The sequence below is a fragment of the Thiomicrorhabdus sp. genome (assembly GCF_041583835.1).
GTDB lineage: Bacteria > Pseudomonadota > Gammaproteobacteria > Thiomicrospirales > Thiomicrospiraceae > Thiomicrorhabdus.
Genome location: NZ_JBFHFC010000002.1, coordinates 77,525 through 95,892, shown reverse-complemented (window position 1 = coordinate 95,892; position 18,368 = coordinate 77,525). Strand labels below are relative to the sequence as shown.

Genomic DNA, 18,368 nt, shown 5'->3' with positions numbered 1-18,368 from the left:
TATGATACGGAAATTAACTCCGTCACTCAACCTCTACTTTCACGGCATTGCGACCATGCTCTTTAACGAAATACAACGCCTGGTCGGCTCTGGAAATAGCCTTTTTAAACTTCTCGTCTTTTTTCACTAAAGTACCGCCGAAACTACAGGTAACAGCCAAATCAGCCATTGAATGCTCCTCGATCCTCTCTCTCAGGTTATTGGCGAATTTCTCCACTGCTTCCTTCGAGTCGGCCGGGAACAGAAGCATAAACTCTTCGCCCCCCCAACGTATCAAACGATCGGAATCGCGAACGTGACCGTGAATCAAATTGACCAGTTCTTTCAACACCTTGTCCCCGCGGTTATGTCCGTAGGTGTCGTTGATATTTTTGAAATGATCGATATCGAACAAAATCAGACCGACATCTTTACCGAAACGTGTCATATCGTGAACCAATTCCTGATAATTCTTCTCCAGGAAATTACGGTTAAACGTACCGGTTAACGGATCATGGGAAGCACGGTACTTCCAGTCGATGTTTTCCTTAACGGTATCGCTAATATCGTTAAAACTGATAATCAAAGAATCCTGGTCGAATGCATTGATGCTGACCGAGAATGCAAAACGGTTCTTATTGATATTTTCCATCAAAACGATACGTTTATTACCCGGCAAGGCATTGATCGCCTCGATCCAATCCGCCTGCCCCGGTTTGATCTTGCTCTGATCGAAAAACTCGTCCTGTTTAATAAAACAATCCATCAGGCTGTTTTTCGCTTCCAGAAAGGACGGTAAATTTTCATAACCAAAGAACTTGAAGAAACTTTGATTGGCAAAGGTCAGTTTATTAGCATTACAGACCACGATGATCTGGCTTTGCGTGTCAATGAACTGCTGGAGTTTGAGCAACGTCAATTTTTCGGAGGTAATATCGGAAATGATTCCTTCGATGACTTGATCGCCATTTTCCAACACCATTCTCTTGCCGTGCTCTTTAACGTAAACGATCTCGCCGGACTGATGTAACAGCCGGTATTCCAACTCATAGGTCTTACCTTGCTCTATCTCGCCGGACTCGACATATTCGATTAAGGCTTGATCGTCCGGATGAATGACACTCGACCAACTCCGTTTACGGTTAAAAATAAAGTCGCTGGCCGGGTAACCGGTGATTTGCTCAACGGCATCGTTCAAATACAGCATTGTCCAGTTTCTATCGACTTGGCAGCGGAAAACGATTTCGGGAATACTTTGCACCAGTGATTGGTACTGCTCTTTAAGCGACTGAATATTATTTTCACTCCACACCCTTTCCGATACATCCATAATCGTTCCGATCGAATGCGTGATTTCGCCGTTTTCGTCCCAATGGTGCACACACTCCTCTTGCACAAAACGAACCTGACCGTCGCTTGTTACAATACGGTGCTCAAGGCTATAAGGCACCTTACGCTCGACCGACTCCATAAACGTCTGATTCAGGATCTCACGGTCTTCGGGGTAAACATATTCCAAAAATGCCTCATAAGTGGCTTCAAATCCCTGGGGCTTAAGTCCGAAAATTCGGTAAACCTCGTCACTCCAATGCAGATGATCTTTTTTCAGGTCGAATGTCCAATAACCTAGATGAGCGACTTGCTGCGCCTTTGTTAACAAAACATTCTGTTGTTCGGTCTGCTGCTGAATTTTTTTCAATTTTTTTTCATTGAATTTGACTTTATAAAACAACCTTAAAAAGATGGCGCCCAACAACAGGCTGGAGAAAATGCCTAAAAACAACTGTCCCCACAACAAGCGATGCTTATAATCATGAGCGGCCATCATCAAATAGGCGACGGTCTGTTTCGAAACCGCGTTTTTAAGCGGTAAAAAGGTTAAAAAATAATCTTCGCCACGATAACGCACCTCATAAGTCGCAGCCCGACTGGAATTGAGAAAATGCTCGATCGGCTTGGTTTCCGTCACTTTTTTAGTCAAGAGATCCACCAGCTCAAGTCCGTCCTTAGGACTAATACTGGTTTCATATAAAAAGTTCGGTGAAAAAGAACTGGGGCGATAATTGGATTGTTCGGAAGCAAATACCTTATTCTCAACCACTGACTTATTTATCATAAAACTTGACTGGCCGTGCAGTTCAGCTTCCAACTCGCTCAAAATGGTTTCCATTGAAATCGACGTCTCAACCGAACCGATGTATTCGGAACCGTAAAACAATGGGAAAACAAAACGGTAACCGTTAAAGATTCGCCCCTCTTCAAAACCGGAAATCTTCTTATGCGTGGCATTCACATAAGCGACCGTGCTTCGCACATTGGTCAGATTATCCCCAAACTTTTTCGGACGATGGAAACGCAAAAAACTGTCGTTGTTTTTCAAATGGAAGTGCAGCTGTTTAATTTTAAAGCTTTCCATCGAACGATAGCTTGCAATCAGGTTGTTATAGAGTTTGTCCCGTAATACCTGTTGTTCTTCCGGCGTGGACGAATACACTTGTGCCAATATTCGGGTATTTTCAGGCTTGTTAATGACATTGCTGTAAAACAGTTCGGCACTTTTTTGAATGCCTTTGACAATCGAGGTATAGGTGACCTCAACCAGATGATTTTCGGCATCGACATGATCGGCATTTCTGGAAACTAGAAAATAGCTAAATAACGAAACGACGCCAACGGAAAATAGTAGATAGACCAGCACATAATTTCGAACTCTTTCCCACATTACCGACTCTCTAAATTTCCCTCTAATATTCCTTATAAATTAACACATCCATGCCATTAATAACCAAGGATTTTATCAGGAATTGATCACGCTCACTTTTTTACCATAAGTAAACAATCCACCACGATAAATATTGTTTCATACAAAAAATCATTCCAAAAACAACGACGCGTCCTAGAATTGAATCCAGAAAATATTCTTCGAGAGAAACAATACGTTAAGTCAAAATGAGAATTCCATAACCATCCGAGACAAAACGAATCTCGATTTAAACACCAAGGGAAGTTAGACAGACATTTAAAACAGATTATTCAAATCATGATATTCGGCATGAAGCGCTTCATCGGTTTTAACCGGACCTTTATCCATAACGAAGCAGTGCAGCTCCAAATTCGGAAATTTTTCAATTTTCTGTGACCATGACTGTTCGTCGAGCACATCGTCAGTATCCACCAACGCCATTCCCTGACAATTCAGTTTGGTCAGCAATTCAAAACTGAAGCGCTCGACCTCTTGGCTATGCAAATGAACGATCGGATAAATCCCCTGTCTGGCTAACCAGATCGCCACCAACAGCAACATAACCTCCATAGGCTGTTCGTTGGCGGGCTGTAACCAGAAACGCCTCATCGCATAAGTCTTCTGTACCCGGGTAAGAAATCTCAATTTTGAATACAGTCGCGGTAACAACATGGCCGTCCAGAACGTTTCCAGTTCGGACGACTCTTGCGACAATTCCAACGTCACCGTGCGGATGGTTTCCAGAGCCAAGTCTTCGGGCAAATCCGAAAATAGAAAATCCAAAGCCTGCTTCAAACCGACCAGATCGTATTCCCTGGCTTTTTGCATCAATAACGAGGAAGCATCATTTTCTTCAACCAATATCAACGCCGACTTGCCGGCCTGTGTTTTTTCCAATAGGTTTTTAACCTGACTGATCGGCACACCTTGCTCGGTCAGCTTGACGGCGGCACCGATCCATTCGATATGCGCCTGAGTGTACAAACGGTGTCCACTCGGAGTACGCACAGGATCGATCAATTTATAACGGCGCTCCCATGCACGTAACGTAATCGAATTAACGCCGGTTATGCGCGAGACTTCTCGAATGGGATATAAGGGTTCATTAGACTTCATAATTTTGCATCACTTTGATTTAAGCGTATCTTAGACAAAAACCCGTACCTTCGCAATTACAGGCCTTTTAATGCCTCAACTCGATCAAGGTGTCTTTGTCGGCTTTCCGCCAGATTCACAACCGGCAAAGGATAAGTCTTCCCCAGTTCAATCCCTTTTTGTACACATTCCGCTTGATGTTCCCAAGGGGCATGAATCGCTTTGGCGGATAAAGCGCTAAGCTCCGGAACCCAGCGTCGAATATAGTCGCCTTCGGCATCGAATTGCTGGCTCTGCCGCAGCGGATTGAATAGCCGGTAATACGGTGCCGCATCCACTCCGCATCCGGCAACCCACTGCCAGCCCATCACGTTATTTGCCGGATCGGCATCAATCAACGTCTCGTCGAACCACGCTTTGCCGATTCGCCAATGCTGGTTCATATTTTTGGTCAGGAACGATGCGACCAACATTCTTACGCGGTTATGCATGATGCCGGTTTCCCATAACTCACGCATTCCTGCATCGATAATCGGAACCCCCGTCATCCCTCGATACCAGGCTTGCGTCGCTTCATTTTCCCCCATCCAAGGCATTTGCACAAAACGTTCTTGAAACGGCTCGGTTTGGGTTTGCGGAAAATGCCACAATAACAAACGGGCAAATTCACGCCACGCCAATTGACGAATCCACGTATAAACCGGTTCGGCTTTCAATTGCCCGCTTTCAAGCAAAGCAAGCAAATAAAAATAGATTGCTCGCCCGGAAATTTCGCCGAAATGCAATGCAGCAGACAAACCGCTGGTGGCATTAAGAGCCGGGAAATCCCGTTCCTCGGCATAATTTTCAAGGCGTTCTTCAATAAACTCATCTAAACACCGCCAAGCCGCCGCTGAACCCGCCTGCCAATGCACCGCCAGTTTCTTGGACCAATCCCGTTCGATTTTTTCAACCAAGTCACGAGGCAGATTCAGCCACACAGAATCTACCGATTCCACCGAGGTTTTACTCAAGTCACCGACATCTGCATCCAACGGTTGCATTTGATCGATTTTAGCCAACATCGCCTTGTAGAAAGGAGTGAACACCACATAAGGAGCATTTTGCTTGTTGAGGATACAGCCGGGTTCAAACCAATATTCCGAAAAGAAAGGCTTTAAGGCCACGCCGGATTTCTGGCAAACCTCCAAAGCCTGCTGCTGCATTGACGCAAAAGGTTCACCCACCTGATGACTGTAATAAATACGGTTAATCTCATGGCGCTCGATCAAAGCATTCAGATTCTGCTGAAAGCCGCCTTCCAACATCAATAATCTGCCGCTTTTTTGAATAATCTGCTGTTGAAAATCTTGCAATGCGTACGCAAGGCGGACACTGTTCGCCTCCCCGATGACCTGTTCGGGATCATGAAAATAAGCCAGAATCACCCGATCGCTGTCGGACAAGGCATGCTGAAGAGCCGGTAGGTGAGTTAGGCGAAACTCGCGCTGAATCCAAACCAAAGTTGTTTTCGGCATTCTCCTATCCACGTTTTAACAGATCGCTTAAAGCCGATTTTGCGTCGGGATAACGAAATTCGAATCCGATTTCGCTAAGTCGTTTAGGAAAGACCGCAATCGAAAGCGTCAACACTTGCGCCCCTTCTCCTAATATATACCTTAACAACCAATCCGGCAGAGACAACCAAAACGGTCGTTTCAGAACTTTTGCCAAAATACGGCCGAATGCGGCATTAGACAACGGTTGGGGAGCAACCAGATTATAAGCTCCTTCCATTTCCGGATGGTCAATCGCAAATACGAATGCATTGACCAAATCATCGATGTGTATCCATGAAAAACTCTGCCTGCCGTCGGCAATCGGTCCGCCCAATCCCAACTTGAAGGCCGGTAACATCTTTGACAAAGCCCCGCCGTTCGTACCCAAGACTACGCCAAAGCGAAAAATCACCGGAGCCGGCTGAAGAGCCTGACTGGCCTCTTCCCAGGCAAGTCCCAACCTTCCCAATGAATTATCACCAATCTGAAAACAAGATTCGTCTAACGGATGACTATAATCCGACTGAGGATATAGACCGACCCCCGATGCAGAAAAAATTCTCTGAGGCGGTTGTTTACAAACCAGAAGAGCCTCCATCAACATTTGATTGGTAAGAATTCGGCTATTCCACACCTGCTGTTTGTGCGCTTTACTCCAGCGTTGTCCAACATTAGCGCCCGCCAACATGATTAATAAATCGCAACCGGAAATCAATTCAGCCAAAGAATCGACAGAACGAAATGCAGTGCGCCCAAACACCTTCACACGATGCCCTAACGTCGTAAGCCGTGAAGAAAGATGCCCACCTATAAAGCCAGTCCCACCCAATATGACAATATCAAGCTTAACATTCATCGCAAATCATCCGTGTACGTAATTGACACAATGATTATACTGTTATTACCACCGAAAAATCTAATTTAATGCCCGTTAATTTCTAAAAAAACCATTAAATATTGACGTGGTAGACATGGTGGAGCAATTGGCGCTTGTCCTCCCCCCAACTGAGAGGAACATCCGATCCGAAATCGTAGCTGAACAAACTCTCAAGCGCTTTTCGCACCGTCGCCCGACTTAAACCTCGATGCTCCCTGTATAGATTCAACATTAGGGTCGTGACCAAAAAGCTTTCGAAACTGATGGTATTCACCAGTTTTTCTTCAAGGTCGCGATGCAACTTGGCGGCAAGCCTAAATGCTTTGGCGGCCTCGAGATTAGACTGATAATCGGGCAAGGGTTCGGTAATTTCCAACTTAAGTTTCGCCTTACGACTTAATAACTGCTTAACCATCCCGGTTCCGACCAACGAAGTGGCATAATAATGAACCTGATCGCTATTCACCTCTTCAATCAACTGTATCAGGGTTTTTGCCGCACCTAAAAACACCACGTTCTTAGGATTCAGGGCTTTAAGCTGAGCAAAGCTTTCTTGCAGATTATCGGAATGGAACAAAATACACTCCGCCCCTCTAATCGTGTGGCAAGCTTCACTCATTCTTCCCGATAAACGACCGTGCGGAATGAAGCAAACCGTCTTACCCTGCCTCTCCCTCAATTCCGTAATGATCGAAGACAATTCATCCCTAAAACCGGGTTTGAAATTATAAACCTGCTTTGCGCTCGTCGTCCTCAGCTCATCGCAACCGTTAAACGGCGCAATAATTGGAATATCCGTATGGCGGGTATGCTTAAGAAACTGTTCGGTTTTGACAATCGGGAAAGTCGGCCCGATGACTGCAATCGTACGATCGCCCAAGCCGTTGAATTGATCTGCAAAAACCTCTAAATCCGACTGATCGTCACTAAATTCCAAGCCAATCTTGGTATTGGGAAATTCCCGCAAGTGCGCCTCAAGCGCAAGCTTTGCACCTATCTTTTGACTTGCTCCTATAAAGGCAAATTTTCCGCTCAATGGCAGAATGTAGGTCAGCAAGGACTCGACCTCGACATTCGGGGGGGAAACAACCATATTTTGAGGCTTTTTTACCGGTACGCTGTCCATCTCTGCACACTGAGGCGCCAAACAGATTTGTTCCGGTTCCGAACTCGCACTGCCTTCCGAACAGATGGTATCGGTTGGAATTTTTTGCAGCTTATCGGCGATAAATGCCTTAAGTTCCACAAAAGGAATGGGCCTTGAGTATAGGAAACCCTGCACAATCTGACAGCCCATGGAACGTAATAATTTTTCCGTCCCGAGATCTTCCACCCCTTCTGCAACGATGTCCAAATCCAATTCACGACACATATTGATCGTGTTTCTAATCAAGACCTTGGATTTATCGTTGTGATTCAAGCCGACCACAAAGGTTCGGTCGATTTTCAATTCGGTTGCCGGAAGACGTTTGATTTGATCCAAAACCGCATTACCGGTTCCGAAATCGTCTATCGAAACCTTAAACCCTCTCAAGCGCAAACGCCCCAATACTTCCAACGCATTCGTATACGACAAAATCTCCTGAGTTTCCGTGACCTCCAGAATGATCTTGCTCGTGGTAATTCCAAAATGCTCGGCCTTTTGCACAATCCAATCTACAAAACCGAGATCCTGAAGATCGTCACTGGATAAGTTGACGGAAAGCGTCAATTTAGAATGCTCTTCCAGCAACATTTTAAAATCGCTAAAGGCCTGATCAACGACCGCTTTAGTCACATCATGAATGACGTGACATTGTTCTGCGACATCAATAAACCGGTCAGGATAAATCAACTCGCCGTCACCGGAAGCAATGCGTACCAATGCTTCCATTCCGATCATACGATGCGAAACCAAATCAACTTGAGGTTGGTAATGCACCACGATACGACTTTGTTCCAAAGCGCTGCGAATCTCCTCTTCGGTTAAACTCGCGGCCTTATTTGGAAGATTATGAGATTCCAACTGCAACGCTTGCGCCTTGCTAATGATTTTTTCAATATCATCAACGCGAAACGGCTTGTTAATATGATCCAAAACTTTTAAACGATGCTCCGTTGCCAACTCTCTAGCACTATTGAGAACCGAATTATCAACCCCGCTCATCAATACGATACAACCGGCATATTGCCAGTCGGACAGTTCGCGCAATACTTCAATGCCGTCTTTTTCCGGCATCATCAGATCCAGAAAAATCAAGTTATATTGATGAATTTCAGCCTCATCCAAATCATTCGGATTCGACAAACTATACGCCTCGACATCCAACAAATCCGCAGTGGACTCGATAACATCGGATACATTCGTATCGTCATCAACAATTAAAATCTTTAGTTCCATATAGTCATTTCTTTATATAACTGAATTTCACGAATCTGACTTAGACTTTGTCATCTCACGCTTTACTAACGCCAGCATCTCGTTTTTGCGATACGGCTTGTTCAACAAAACCAAATCCTGTTTAAAGTGCTGGGTATGCTGCAATGCCTCTTGCGGGAATCCCGAACTGAAGATTACCGACAAACCGGGATAGAGCTCTTGAATCTTCAACGCCAATTGAAAACCGTTTTCGCCCGGCATCACAATATCAGTCACGACCAGATCGAAAGTTTCGTTTTCCAGCACCTCCAGTGCGCTTTCAGCATCCCTCGCCGTAAACACCTCGTAACCGGCACTGCTTAAATACTCCATCGCCAACTTTCTCAAATCCGGCTCGTCATCGACCAACAAAATCTTGCCGGTTCCGCTTAAGTCGTCCAGCGGGACTTTTTTGACGGGTGCATTTAACTTAATGCGACTGTCTTGGGCGTCTTCGGCTTCGTATTTAGGCAACAATATCCTGAAAGTCGTACCAATATCCTTTTCGGAATAAACCTTTAAGAAGCCGTTGGACTGTTTCACAAATCCGAATACCATCGACAGGCCGAGACCGGTTCCTTTATGTTTCGGCTTAGTGGTAAAAAACGGCTCAAACACCCGTTCTAGATTCTCTGCAGAAATTCCGGTTCCTGTATCGGAGAAAGCGATTGAGACATAATCTCCGGGCGGTATTTCGACGCCTAAAAATTCCAAGTTTTCATCTTCGATTGTGGCATTTTCAACCGTAATATAGATATTTCCTCCATTCGGCATGGCATCTTTGGCATTGGTTGCCAAGTTGATCAATGCCGAAGTCAATTCTTCTACGTCCACCACCGTTTTCCATAAGTCGTCATCGATATTGACATGAAGATCCACCATTTTTCCGCTGGCCGATTCGATAATATTCAACTCATCATCAATCAATTCACCCACATCCACCACTTGCGGCGTCAAGGCCTGTTTTCGGGCAAACGCCAGCAATCTCTTGGTTAACTTGCTGGCTTTCAATGCCGCGTTTAAAGAAACATCCAACTTTTCGCGCAGCTTATCAACCGCCTCCGGTTTCTTTTCGATAATGACATTAGCCAAATCCAAATTACCGATAATAGCGGTCAGTAAATTATTGAAGTCGTGCGCAATTCCTCCGGTCAATTGCCCAAGTGCATCCATTTTCTGGCTTTGCTTAAGGTGACCTTCCAGTTTTTTACGGTCACTGATATCCCGCACAATACTGATAACCTCAATATCGCCATTCTGCTTAACCGGACTTAAACTGATTTCGGCATAGAATTTACGACCGCTTTTCGCCTCAGCCAAAATATCCGGACGATCCGACATGGTTTTTTGGGTCGGCGACTTCAGGTATGCTTTTCTTAATCCCTTATGCGAAGCGCTGTACGGATGCGGCACCAAATCCTCAATCGTCGCCTGTAAAAACTCTTCCTGAGTGAATTCAAACATCTCCTGTGCCTTTTTATTGGCCAACAGGATTTCACCCGCGGCATTCGAAACCAGAATGGCATCCGGAGCGGCATCCAACAGGTGACGAACCTTGCGTTCATTTTCAATCACTTTTTCTTGAGCCAACTTTAACGGAGTAAACTCTTTCAAGATAACCGCCACCAAAGGATCATCATCTTCCTCTTCATTCGGAATCAACAAGATTTGGCGATGGAAGTAACGCAACTCGCCTTGATCCGAAAACATCACTTCCGCAATACTATTGTTTGCTTCCTGATTAGCGGACATCCATAATTTCGTCCGGTCTGCATCACTAAATAAACCGACATCTTCCCGTTCGCTCTCCGTCAGCTCCAAACCAAGCAATTCCGTCGCACTCCGGTTTCTATTATGAATTTTTCCGTTTGAATCAATGATCAAAATAATGTCCGGGGCATGCTCAAAGAAAATCTCGATGACGTTTTCCTGATACTTAGCCTTACGAATCAAACTCTGTTTTCTGCGCGCTTCCATTCCGACCATGAACGAAATAAACAAGACCACCGCCAACAATTCGAAAAACAACGTGCGGATTTCCGCGTCGCTAAACAATGTGACCCACCACGGTTCAGGTTCGGGGTGCGAAACCAGAACATGCAAATTAGGTGTACGATTGACCAGCAAACTCATATCATCGACAAGATGAGTCGATTTAAACGGCGTTACATAAGCCACGAAAAGATTTTGACCTGCCTCATGCAACACCCCTTGATAGCGTGCATCGTGCTGTAACACCTTTGCGCTTTCAGGCAAATATGCAAATAAATTATTATTCGGCTGCTCAAGCTGGGACGCCCAAGGAATCTGCCCTTCCGGGGCGATCACCCAATCCAATTTTTCGTCAAGCAACCAAATCTTCTGATCGTGCTCCCGTCGTAACTCGGAAAGCTGCTGCAACATGGAATCCGCCAGGAAGTTAATCACCATTACGCCGATTCGGTTTCCTCCGTTATCGAACACCGGAGTCGACAGACGAATCATCGGCTTTAAAGGCAGTTCTATCTTATGATTTTCGACATTAAGATCCAGGCGTGAGATAGCTATACCATCTCTGGGAAGATCTGCAGCTTCGCTAAAGTAGTAACGGTCCTTTTTGTTTTGCAACTGATTTGCCGGAACCATGACCACTTTATCCTTGAAACGATTGATACGAATACGTTCGTTCCCGTCCATGTCGATCAGGCGCAACTGGTCGATGTTTGGTTGCTTACTTGCAAACTCAAACATAATCGCCTGCAACGTTGCCATGTTAGATTTCTTCAAGTTACCGGAACGGGATAATGTCTTGGGAAGTTCGGATAAAAATCTGAGTTCGGTGACGAGATAAAGAACGCGGTCGTCTAGAATTTTTTGCGCAGCCATCGCCAAACGTTCATTACTCAGGTTGTTTTTCTCTTCCTGAGTCTGGGCGTTGACGTAAAGATACGAACCAAGAAACAACAGCATGATGAACACGCCCGCTGCTAATGTGACAATTGCAAGTGAAATAAAACGGTGTAGGACAAGCTTCATCGCCCACCTCTTCTGGTTTAATATGAATCGATTATCATTAAACCCTACAAAAAATGCAATTAAAAAACCCTTAAAATTCAACGATTAAGCAACTTAATCCCCCTATAAGCCAAACCTTCTTTATCAAATTTAAAACCAGACGGCACTTCAGGAATTCACAATTTTGATTTCAAACCAGGCCGATATCAGCCTGATTGAGCGGGATGACCGATCAATTCGGTAAAAAAGGTTCTGAGGGGGGATAGAGATATTGCCCCTGACGGGGCAAGTAAACCAGGTTTTAGTTCACGACAGGTGCTGCTTTTTTAACAGGCTCTTTGGTCCCGTAGTAAACATAACAGGCATCCTCTTTACCTTCTTTAGGCAAAGGCGTGTCTGAATCGCAAACCGCCTTGGCTTGCATTAATACTGACACGATCGTATGGGCGGAATAGATTTTCCACTCGCCTTCTTCCCTCAACAAAAGCTGAGTAGCCTTGATATTCTTTACTTCGTTGGTTTGAGGTGAACTCAACTCTGCTAAAACCTTAACGACTGCCATGTTCTCACCCGATTCCTCGATGGTGGCGCCCTTGATGGTGACGACGCGGTCTTTGTTCAAAATGGCGGTTTTCATACTGATTACACGTGAAAACTGCTCTTTTGAAAAGGATTCCTTGTCTTTGGACGAGAGCAATTCGTAACTTTCTTCGGGTCTATTATCCAAAAGGTTTTGATAATAAAGTTTGCCGATCTCCATCTGTTTTTTCTGAACATCTGCTTCAGCCGCCGAGCACTCTAAGAAAAAGGTGGCTGAAAACAGCAGTACCAATAAAGATTTAATTTTCAATTTGAACTTCCTTTTGCAATAGGCCGCTAACGGAATTCCGACGGAATTTTTACATCCCGTCCGTATTCTTCAAACCGACTACAACTTAACTATAACGAAACTCTATTTCACCACAATAAACAGAAATTCGCCACTAATTAACAACCCGAAAAGGCATACAAAAGAAAAAGCAATATCGGAAAAGAACGTTTAAACGCAAAGAGAGCGTTTTGAAAAAAAACCAAAACAAACTAGGGGATTGTTTTAAACAAAAGAAAATGGCGCGCCCGAGAAGATTTGAACTCCCGGCCTCTCCCTCCGGAGGGGAGCGCTCTATCCAGCTGAGCTACGGGCGCGTAAGATTGGAAGCCAGTATTATAAAGGAAGAATGAATTTTTAAGCGCGTTTTTTATTAAAAAGCGCTTCACCATAAACACTCCAAAAGTTCATTGAGCATTTCGTAATTCAAAACCTTCCGAACCTTAAAAACACCTGTAACCAACAACATTAAACCAATTTGAAACCGGACAGGATTGCCCGGATTTGAAATCTTAATTGATAAATCAATAAGGTCGAAAAAACCGATTGCCGTTATTCAGAAAAACCAAGAGACATTTACTTAATTAACCTATAGCCGGAATCATGGCTGACGGCTTCTTTTGCGAAATTCAAATCGGATTGAAACTCGGCATAAATAGTGTACAGCGTCTCACCAGCTTCAACTGGATCTCCCATCTTCTTATGCAAGTCGACACCTGCTCCTTTATCAATAGGCGCTCCAGCCAAACTGGCTATGCGGGCTATTTGAAAATTGTCGATGGAAGCTACCTGTCCGGCCTTATCGGCTTTAACCTCAAAACTCAACTGCCCCAGAGGGATAGGACGCTTCCTCTTTCCTTGAGCCTCGACGATCGCCTGAAACTTTTCTAAGGCCCGGCCGGAATCCAAAATATCCCGTGCGATGGCGTATCCCCGGCCACCGCGAACATCGGGATCGAATTCAATAATCCGACCGGCCAGATGCAATGCTTTCTCACGCAACTCTTGTGGCGCCAAAGGATCGTTTTCCAACACTTGAACCACATCGCGCGCTTCCAAAACCGGACCCACGCCGCGACCGATCGGCTGACGGCCGTCGGTAATCACGACTTCAAGCTGCAACCCCAGATTATCGCCGACATACTCGAATAACTTACGCAATTTCATCGCCGTCGCCTGACTACGAATCTTGGCGGTCGGACCGACCGGAATATCGACGAGCAGGTGCGTTGCACCGGCGGCGGATTTTTTAGAAAGAATCGAAGCCACCATTTGCCCCGGTGAATCCATCGACAGCGGACGCTCGACCGAAATTAGAACATCGTCGACCGGCGCCAATTTGGCCGTCCCACCCCAAGCAAGGCAACCTCGTTGGTGACGCACAATCTTTTGCAGCTGACGGGTACTCAACTCGACATGACTGAGCACCTCCATGGTGTCCGCCGTTCCCGCTGGCGAGGTAATTGCACGACTGGACGTTTTAGGCATAAACAGGCCGTGAGCGGCGACAATCGGCACCACCAGCATACTGGTTCGATTGCCCGGTATACCGCCAATACAGTGTTTATCGACCACCAACGGTTCATCCCAATCGATTTTTTCACCGGTTTTCACCATTGCACGGGTCAAATAAAGAACTTCGTCGCGATCCATGCCGCTTTCCGCACAGGCAACCAGATAGGCGGTTATCTCTATTTTTGAATAACGATTGGAGGCGATGTCTTTAATGATATCCAGATACTGTTCGTGACTCAGGGCTTCGCCGGCAATTTTACGATGCACATAAGAGAAAGAGTGCGGTTGAGTTGCCGGGCAAATTCGAACATCCGCCCCCTCCGGCAAACCGAACTGTTCGAATACCTGCTCGCTTAATCCAAGCTGGCCGGGTTCCACAATGGATTCGTCATCTACGACGTTTAGGACCGCTACGACCGAAAGGCCGTCGTCGCTTGCATGAACTTCAATTTTATTCAGTGCCTGAAATCCCTCACTTTGATAGATTTCGCAATTACGATGTAGATACGCGACGTTTTCCTTATAGGTATCGATGGCAATTCTGCGCAGTTTTAAAGTCGCCATAATTTTCTCTAGTGAAATGGTTATTCTTGAATCTTAATTTTCATTTTAACCGACTTTTTCCATTTATCAGACACAAAAAAAGGGGGCTCTAAAGCCCCCCTTTCAACATCATGGCAATAATGTGATTTATTTTAGATTCGACGTTTCCATCGGTGAGTTGATGATGGCATCGAACTCTTCCTGAGAAATAAACTGAGGTTCGTAAGTAAATCCGTTTGACGTCAATACATCCCAGAACGATCTCAAGTGGTTACGCGACCCTTTGGTCAACTCTTCGTACACTCCGACAATGTCGTCATTTCCGTCTATTTTTGAAATCGCTTCGGCAATGTCTTTGATGTCCAATTCTTCAATCATATTTCCGACTTGCAATGCACCTTCAAGGCTTGCCGTTCCCATTTCCACTAAGGCTTCATAAGTTTCCGTGAAATGATAATCGGTGAAAACACCAACCGTATCGTCAATCACAGGATCCGCCAACTGGTATTTTTCAATCAACAATTTAATCGTATCCGTATGAGTCTGTTCTGATTCAGCAACGTTCTTAAAGACACTCAAACCCCATGCATCGTATAAAGTCAGGTAAACGTCGCGAGCTAACTTTTCTTCTTCACGCATGAAGATCAAACCTTGCTCTTCTTCGACAGAAAGCGCTTCCAACGTTACGTCATACACTTCCGCTTCCACCACATCCGTCTCCACCGTGGTGGTATCACTTGCGTTGACACTCATAGCTGCTGCCAACAAACCTAATGCGAAAATATTTTTAATTGAATGCTTCATAATAGTCTTCCTTTTTTGGATTCGGAACCTGTTGATTCCCTCGACGATTTTCATTATATGGAAAACTTTCCCATTTAAAAGGAAAAGTTTTCTATCGTGAAGCATTAACATTCTTTATAGGATATAAGTATATGCTTATATTAGAGTTTTATTATATGTAAGAAATCACTATAAAGAAAACATAAGAAACAAGAAACAGCCGTTATAAAAAGCATGCAGAAACATGCCGGGATAAATCTGCCGATAGCGGTCACGAAACCAGCCGAACACCAATGAAGGCAGAAAAACGGCCAGCGCCCATAATGGAGGATGATATAAAAAATGAACGGCCGTAAATAGTAAACTGACAATCACATTACTGCGACTGATTCCCCACCACGATACGGAAAACCAGACCCGTTGAATCAATTGCCCCTGAATAATTCCTCGAAACAACAGCTCTTCAATAAAAGGCTGCCACACAACCATCAATAACACCCCAGCCCAAGTAAACGACATCGGTGTAAAAACATTCGGAAATGCGATCCAACCGACAGCTAGGGTAATAGGCGCCAAAATCATAGCGATATAAAACGGAACCTGTTTCAGAAACGTCATCGAAAAAATCAAACCCAACTCGACCGCAAATACACGAATGTCTTTCCGCATGCCGGATTCTCCTTTTTCATTAAATGGATTCCCATTATAAAACTTAGAACATAAAAAAAGCGCCGTTAGAATACTCGAACGGCGCTTTTTAACTGTGCGGTTTAAAGCGGACTCTAAACCATTTAACTTAGCTCTGCTTGCTGAATCGACGGAAGCCGAAGAAAGCTAAAGCGGACAAGACAATCGCTGGCAATACCGGATCGAACTTGGCATTTTCAGACAAGCTACAACCACCGCTTGAGCTTGATGTACTACCACCCAACAATCCGTCATACGGATCTATCGCATCGGCCGGGGCATCAACCGTGGTCGCTACAGAAGCCATTGCATTCGTTGTAGTACCGTCAGATTCGTTCCATACCGCATAGAGAGTCAAACCATCCGGAGTCGGACGCAACTGAGACTCATAACGCGAATTACCACTCGGATTCGCTACGCGAACCACTGGTTCGTAAGTTGCACCTTTATCAAACGTACGAGTATAGAAAATATCCAAATCCACCGGATCTTCGATATGCGAGGCCACATTGGTCTGTGTACCCCACGCTACGACAAATGCATCCGGATTGTAGTTATCTTCCACATTGGTCGAAGTCGGCGTTTTCACCAAACGCGGTTCACGCACCGTAATATCGGTTGACGGCAGATTCGACAGGTTTTTCGGCGCACTCCAAGTTCCGGTGGTACCGTCGTAATGACGCATCCAGAAATCATAGTTAACCAATGACGTATAATTCGCCAACGCCCAATCGGTCGTATAACTGTAACCCACATATAAATCGTCCCCGACAATCGCACCGCGGTGTGCCAAAGCGTTCTCGATATTATTGGTCTCGGTCGTATCAGCCAAGTTCGCAGTTGTTGCGGTTGGCGTATTACTGCTCAAGTTGATTGCCGGCGTATTATTCAAGTCTTCAGCCACTGCAAAATCGGATGTTTCACACAACGCATCCACTGCGGGTTGCATATTCGTTGCGGCTACGCCGTTGAACGACAAGCGCGCGACGATATCAGATGGACCGCCTTGGTCGTACTTCCCTTCTTTCCAGAAAATACCCATCTGCAAACCGCTAACCGTACCCGGGGTAGATTGCGGTACAAATCGAACTCGGCGGGCATTTTCCGCAGGGTTTGAAATAATACACCCTACTTGTCCCGCCGCACTGCTCGGATCGGTTGTATAGTTAAAGCTGTGGTAACGAATGAACTTACCGGTATCCAAACCGTCGGAACCTTTGGTCTCTTCATAAGCCACCACGATTTTAGAACCGACAAGCGCTACGTTTGGTCGAGTCGCAGCCGCTTGACCGCCGTCAATGGCGGTATCGTCCACGACCACTCCACTCGAGTTTTTGATGGTATCGTGATTGCCCGATGCCTGTGTCGTTGCATTGTCCGTCAAACGCGCCGGCGTGGTAAAACCGGTTGGTTTCCCTTTTGTCGGATCGGTTGCATTTAATTCATTCGTTGTCGTCGCAAACCAAATATCGGTACCATGCCCCGCCGTCGCACCGGAAGCACCGTCACCGGAACCTTCCGCTTCACCCAACTGCAATCCGAGAGGGTCTTCTTGCCAGTTAATCACGGCTTTACCAACCGAGTTAACCTTACTGGAATCTTGTTTAGCGTCACGCGAACCGTCAGACAATTGTGCAGGTGTACTCCATGAAGCGCCACCGTTACTGGAATAAGAAGCCCATGTACAACTAAACGGAATTTCACGGTTTTCGCGCTCCAAATAGGTAACAGAACGCTGAGCGCCACCCGAACAATATTTATCAGTCCAAGTCAGCATTAAGTTTGCACCACCGTTGGAAATGTTAGGCTTATCCGAATCCCCCCAGAAAGCCGAAGGATCACCGTTATCACCTTGCCAATCGGTTGTCATGCTGCTCAAACCGGCCGTGTTTGAAATATTTACCGGTGCACTCCAGTTCGATTCGACACTACAATCCACCGTTGCACTTGCGCACGTTCGAACGAAAATATCCCTCGCAGCACGCTCCTTATCGCCTTTTACGTCATAGACAATTTTTGCAGAGTCTACCGCCTCACCAAAGACGCTAATCAAGTTACCGTTACCCAAACGAACCAACTTAACTTTGAAAGCATCCCCCAAATCCGGAGATTGCGCATCCGACAGACTAACCGGATCGGTAAAATCCAATTGCGTTGCCGCTGCACTGATCGCAGGAGTCGCCAAACTAGCCGCCATTGCCACCAGTAAATATTTCTTTGTAAACGTCATAACCCTTCCTCTTTATGTAGCCAATACAAATTAGTATTAATCTCAATTGAAGTGTAAATAGATCATAACGAATTACCCATCCCCTTATAGGGTGATTTGCCAAAATGAACTTGATTTA

General features: G+C 45.4%; 11 protein-coding genes and 1 tRNA gene. All 12 read right to left on the bottom strand.

Going from position 1 to position 18,368, the window contains the following annotated elements; translation table 11 throughout:
* Nucleotides 1–22: 22 nt before the first annotated feature.
* Entirely contained in the window at nt 23–2,701 is a 2,679-nt protein-coding gene (locus tag ABY044_RS01600) for a diguanylate cyclase (RefSeq protein ID WP_373017457.1), read from the bottom strand.
* Between the two features lie 297 nt (nt 2,702–2,998).
* Complete coding sequence (locus tag ABY044_RS01595) at nt 2,999–3,838, bottom strand: MerR family transcriptional regulator (RefSeq protein ID WP_373017455.1); 840 nt, start codon at nt 3,836–3,838, stop codon at nt 2,999–3,001.
* A gap of 56 nt (nt 3,839–3,894) precedes the next feature.
* Complete coding sequence (locus ABY044_RS01590; RefSeq protein WP_373017453.1) at nt 3,895–5,334, bottom strand: deoxyribodipyrimidine photo-lyase; 1,440 nt, start codon at nt 5,332–5,334, stop codon at nt 3,895–3,897.
* A 4-nt stretch (nt 5,335–5,338) separates the two neighbouring features.
* A complete protein-coding gene (locus ABY044_RS01585) occupies nt 5,339–6,211 on the bottom strand; it encodes a TIGR01777 family oxidoreductase (protein ID WP_373017451.1) in 873 nt (290 codons plus the stop codon).
* A gap of 94 nt (nt 6,212–6,305) precedes the next feature.
* Entirely contained in the window at nt 6,306–8,612 is a 2,307-nt protein-coding gene (locus ABY044_RS01580) for an EAL domain-containing protein (protein ID WP_373017449.1), read from the bottom strand.
* A 27-nt stretch (nt 8,613–8,639) separates the two neighbouring features.
* The gene (locus ABY044_RS01575) at nt 8,640–11,645 is read right to left on the bottom strand and encodes a PAS domain S-box protein (RefSeq protein WP_373017447.1); all 3,006 of its coding nucleotides are present in this window, start codon (nt 11,643–11,645) and stop codon (nt 8,640–8,642) included.
* Nucleotides 11,646–11,925: 280 nt separating this feature from the next.
* On the bottom strand, nt 11,926–12,474 hold the full coding sequence (locus ABY044_RS01570) for a hypothetical protein (RefSeq protein ID WP_373017445.1): 549 nt from the start codon (nt 12,472–12,474) through the stop codon (nt 11,926–11,928).
* A gap of 258 nt (nt 12,475–12,732) precedes the next feature.
* Nucleotides 12,733–12,809 (bottom strand) — tRNA-Arg (locus ABY044_RS01565).
* A gap of 259 nt (nt 12,810–13,068) precedes the next feature.
* Nucleotides 13,069–14,571 carry a thymidine phosphorylase family protein gene (locus ABY044_RS01560; RefSeq protein ID WP_373017443.1) on the bottom strand — a complete coding sequence of 501 codons (1,503 nt, stop codon included), beginning with the start codon at nt 14,569–14,571 and terminating at the stop codon, nt 13,069–13,071.
* 126 nt (nt 14,572–14,697) lie between these two features.
* Nucleotides 14,698–15,354, bottom strand: a complete 657-nt coding sequence (locus ABY044_RS01555; protein WP_373017440.1) for a DUF2202 domain-containing protein — start codon at nt 15,352–15,354, stop codon at nt 14,698–14,700.
* A gap of 168 nt (nt 15,355–15,522) precedes the next feature.
* Entirely contained in the window at nt 15,523–16,002 is a 480-nt protein-coding gene (gene mrtJ, locus ABY044_RS01550; protein WP_373017438.1) for a JDVT-CTERM system glutamic-type intramembrane protease, read from the bottom strand.
* A 127-nt stretch (nt 16,003–16,129) separates the two neighbouring features.
* Entirely contained in the window at nt 16,130–18,250 is a 2,121-nt protein-coding gene (locus ABY044_RS01545; protein ID WP_373017436.1) for a choice-of-anchor O protein, read from the bottom strand.
* Nucleotides 18,251–18,368: the final 118 nt, after the last annotated feature.